This is a genomic window from Aerococcus sp. L_32 (genome assembly GCF_050689315.1).
In genome coordinates, this window is the sequence record NZ_JBOEQF010000248.1 from 1 (window position 1) to 3,166 (window position 3,166).

The 3,166-nt window shown below is 41.3% G+C and carries 3 protein-coding genes; 1 reads left to right on the forward strand and 2 read right to left on the reverse strand.

Translation table 11 applies throughout. The annotated features are described in order from the left end of the window. Nucleotides 1-313: 313 nt before the first annotated feature. Nucleotides 314-1,702, reverse strand: coding sequence for an HD domain-containing protein (locus ACRCJ0_RS11280; RefSeq protein WP_417893990.1), 1,389 nt, complete (start codon nucleotides 1,700-1,702; stop codon nucleotides 314-316). A 62-nt stretch (nucleotides 1,703-1,764) separates the two neighbouring features. Beyond that, the gene (locus ACRCJ0_RS11285) at nucleotides 1,765-2,640 is read right to left on the reverse strand and encodes a lipoate--protein ligase family protein (RefSeq protein WP_431390481.1); all 876 of its coding nucleotides are present in this window, start codon (nucleotides 2,638-2,640) and stop codon (nucleotides 1,765-1,767) included. 166 nt (nucleotides 2,641-2,806) lie between these two features. Here ACRCJ0_RS11285 and ACRCJ0_RS11290 point away from each other — a divergent pair. Continuing rightward, nucleotides 2,807-3,166: DUF1934 domain-containing protein (locus ACRCJ0_RS11290; RefSeq protein WP_431390482.1), on the forward strand; the 360-nt coding region annotated here is incomplete at its 3' end.

Below are 3,166 nucleotides of genomic sequence, written 5' to 3' on the forward strand. Positions count from 1 at the left end.
AAAATGCTAAAACAAGCACATTGACAAAGGGTGACGTAATCAAGTCAAAGAGGGAAATGATACACTGGCTCACCGCAACAACTACTACAAGCGTGATAGTCAACTTCGAATCCTTGATAAAAAATCCCTCCTTAATTTTAAGCTTATTTGCTTAAGACTAGTTACTTAAAACTATTTATTCAAAATAGCTTTGACTCTTTCTGGATCCCAATGTGGTGATTGGTTTGATTGTCCAGTATCCAAGCGTTTCAGTTCATTATATTAAGTAAATAACAACAACTTATTCTATCTGAAGGCTAAATAAATGTATCCACTAAAATTCATCTACCAAGTTTTCGTCTAGTGGTGTGATTTTACCTGTTTTGGTCATGGCGTGGATTTGCGTCAAGATAGGTTCAAACAAGGTAATGTTGTCACGGTTTTTCCCATAGAATAACTCATTCGGTAAGAATAGTCGCTCATCACCGCGCTGTTGACCAGTAAAGGCTGCGATTAAACTCGAAGCTTTTGACAATTCAACCATATGACCATTTTTCTCAACTAATTCAATTTGCGTACGTGGTTTCTCGGCACTTGGTCGGTAGAAATCATACGGTAAATCGAAGCGCGAGTTCATAGCAACATAGTATTGGATGTCGTAGCCTAATTTGCCCACTAAGTCGATCAATACTTTCACGTCTTCTTGGTTTTCAACCTCGTTATAAGTGACTGACTTAAATGGTTTACGGTTAACAAAGCGGTCAGCTAAATCTCGCAAGACTGGGTCTTCTGCATAGGAAATCCAGTGTTGGAAATAAGTTTGTAAGACCCCGTCATCTAGGCGCAGGTAATCCTCTAACGTCCAATCTTGAGTGAAGAATGGCTCTAAAAAGAATGCGTAGGTATCATGGCTAGTAAATTGGTCTTTCGTGAGGAACAATTCCTGTGCACGTTTCAGTAAGTGGTGGAGTAGCGTTTCCATCCCTCGTGATACAGGATGGAAATAGACCTGCATATACATTTGATAGCGACTAGTGATATAATCTTCTACCGCATGCATGCCATTATAATCAAAACGAATACCATCTTTATAAGGGTGCATCACTCGTAGAATCCGGCTCAAATCAAAGTTCCCGTAATTAGTGCCAGAGAAGTAAGAGTCACGGAGTAGATAATCCATCCGGTCAGCGTCAATTTGACTAGAAATCAACTGAACAACTTGTGGATTTGGGTAAGTCTTATCAATGACTGATGCCACTTGTCTTGGGAAATCAGCGGATACCCCACGCAAAATCTGGTTGACCTCAGTGGCTTCTGACAAAATGATTTCTCTTGTCATGGTTTCGTGGTCAGTATTGAAAATATTCTCAAAGGTATGGGAGAAAGGTCCGTGCCCAATGTCGTGTAATAGTGCAGCACATAAGACGACCAATCGCTCAGAATCGTCCCAAGCGCCACCATCTTCAACGGCATAATTTCGTACAAATTTATCACAAATCTTCCGGGCAATTTCATACACACCTAATGAATGGCTAAACCGTGAATGTTCCGCCCCGTGGAAGGTATAAGAAGCCGTCCCCATTTGTTTGATTCGGCGTAGGCGTTGCATTTCTTTAGAATTGATCAGGTCCATAATTACCTGGTGTTGGACGTGAATGTAGTCGTGCACGGGGTCCCGAAACACCTTCTCGGGTATGCGTTTACTCGCTTCTGCAATACTCATAACAGTCTCCTTTGTCAAATTCTGCCTCTCTATATTTATACGTGAAGGCGGGCGGTTTCTATCTATTGATTTGCTAATATATCGTAAAGGACTTGGTTTCGTTTCTGCATTCGTTCGATATAAGTCGCCGTATCTAATTCACTTAGTTTTCTCTCATTTAAGTTGACGCCAGCATGGGCGATAACTGCTAGCAACTGATTTACAAATTGTTCAACTGAATCAATGCTTGAAAAGTCAGAAAGGTTCGCCATGACACTTGGGTCAACTTGAGGATAGCGACCTTTTTCGTCTTGGTTCGCTTGCCCCTCATGATACATATCAGCTACTAATTGGCCGCGACTGGCTTGATCTCCGGTGATTGACATGTAGAGATAGATACCTACTGCATGACCGATTCTACGTTGGGCAATACCGGCTACTTTTTGTCCACGAATGGATACGTCAAATTTACCAGGGCAGTAGGATGTAGCGACTTCGCCGACTTCTAGTGATATACCATATGCGTCCATCATTTCTTGTAGGAGTGCGACGATAAATTCATAAGCCTGATCGATGGTGAAGGCTTGGTTTTTAGTGTCCATCAATAGGGTCACGTTCAAGACATTTGGGTCAGATACCACCGCTAACCCACCAGCAGGTCGTACAACAGGCAAAATGGCTTGGTCCTCATACAGCCAAGTCACAGCCTGATTAAAGTCTGGTAGCCTAGTGTCCATGCCCCCAAGGATAACAGTTGGGCGGGTTGGCCAGAAATGAATGGCTAAGGGCGCTTCAAAAGTTTCTTGGTTAATAGCATTCAAGATAGCATCATCAACTGCAAAGGGTAACAAGGCTGCATCTGCTTCCTCTAAACCATAGGCTTGATTATTTTGAGTAATATCTTTATAAACCGCCATAGTCAGCGATTTGTCGCTTGTTTTAAAGTTGTCAAACATCATGTGAAAGTCCTTCCCACTAATTTGTCTATATTGTACCATAAAAGTAGCTATTTCCCCTATTTCACGGCGGTTTCATAGGTGTCTAATCTTTGAAGTCTAAGCGAATCGTGTTAGAATAGGGAAGGTTAAATAGACAAGAAAAATTGTCATTAGAGGAGGTTGCCAAATGGCAAATGCTGGTAAACAAGCAATCCAGTTAAAAGTTAAAAACTATATCCAACAAGATCGTGATGGCCAACAAGTGCAAGAGGAGTTTACGACGAAAACAAAGGGTTACTACTATGAAGTCGGCGAGGCTATTTATGTAGAATATGAAGAAAAAATCACCGAAAACATCGTAGCTGTCCGTTTAAAATTTGAAGCTAACGATAAAGTGACTATCCGTCGTCAAGTGAACGGTACAGAAACGACAATGAATTTAGTCAAAGGTAAAAAAACGGATATTCTCTACCATGTGACAGATGCACAAGCAATTACTTTCCAAGGACAATTAAATTTACTTAATGTAGGCCAAAACGATGCGGAC